Source organism: Stutzerimonas stutzeri, assembly GCF_024448935.1.
In the GTDB taxonomy this organism is placed as follows: Bacteria; Pseudomonadota; Gammaproteobacteria; order Pseudomonadales; family Pseudomonadaceae; genus Stutzerimonas; species Stutzerimonas stutzeri_AO.
Genome location: NZ_JAMOIE010000243.1, coordinates 1 through 1,030, shown reverse-complemented (window position 1 = coordinate 1,030; position 1,030 = coordinate 1). Strand labels below are relative to the sequence as shown.

Sequence of the window (1,030 nt, the reverse complement as noted above, 5' to 3'; positions counted from 1 at the left end):
CTTTGCAATGACATGGGCGGACGTACAAGCGCTCCGGAAATCGGGGCGTTTCCAGGAGGCTATCGACCTCGGTCTGCAAGATCTTGCCAATGATCCTGACGACTTCAAACTGAGGACGCAGATTGATTGGGCTTTCTATGGCCTCGTCAAGACTTTGGTTTCCACGGTGGGCGCAAAGCTGAAGGCCTCGCAGCCTGTCCCCGTGCAAACCATTAGCCAAATCCATAAGGAACTTCGCCGATTCGCAAAACAGCCGAAACGTCGCCCAGACAATGCGCTCTCCAACATCATTCGAGAGGTGTGCAAAGTTGCACCGCATTTTCAAACCTTTCCAGGGTTCATTCGGTGGGTTGGTAACGATGGTTTAGGCACGGAAGATTGGCAATACAGCCAGCGCGATGAGAATCGCTACCCACCGATCGCACTTGGCGTCGCACGTGCATTGGCAAAATGGGTTAAGGCCTTCCACGATGCCACGCCAGAAGACATCGATCTTGCGCTTGAGTGGATAGACCGAATTCGGCCTGTGGCTGAGGGTGATGATGCTCTTTGGCTGGATTGGGACAAGGTTTTTTTGCTGAGACGCATTCATCGACATGCCGAGGCCACTAGCATTCTTGGCTCTGTGATCAAAGCCAAGAGAAGTGAGTTCTGGGTATGGGCAGAGGCTGCACGCCTATACGCTGAGGATCAACCCGAACTCGCGCTCGCGTGCGCCTGCCGTGCACTGGAATGTGGCTCTGATCCAAAATTCACCGTCAATGTTCATCGTGAACTGGCGCAGATGTTGGCAGAACGAGGGGACTTCTCACAAGCAAGTAGTGAGCTTGTCACTGCCATCAACATTCGGCAGGAACAAGGCTGGGGAATCGACAAAGAGCTGCAGGAGCTGATCAGCAGCAGTTGGTATGACCCGTCAGCGCCAGAAGCAGAGAATCAGAAAGATTTCTACGCTCGGCACTCCCAGGAAGCGTTGGTGCTGTGCTTCGATTCGGTGGAAGTGAGGTCTGCCACCTATCTAGTGCCCATC

1 protein-coding gene is annotated in these 1,030 nt (G+C 53.8%); it reads left to right on the top strand.

Features of this window, described 5'->3' with window-relative positions; all coding sequences use genetic code 11:
* Positions 1-1,030 (top strand): DUF7017 domain-containing protein (locus tag NA637_RS25120; protein ID WP_256075330.1); only part of this gene is annotated, 1,030 nt, incomplete at both ends.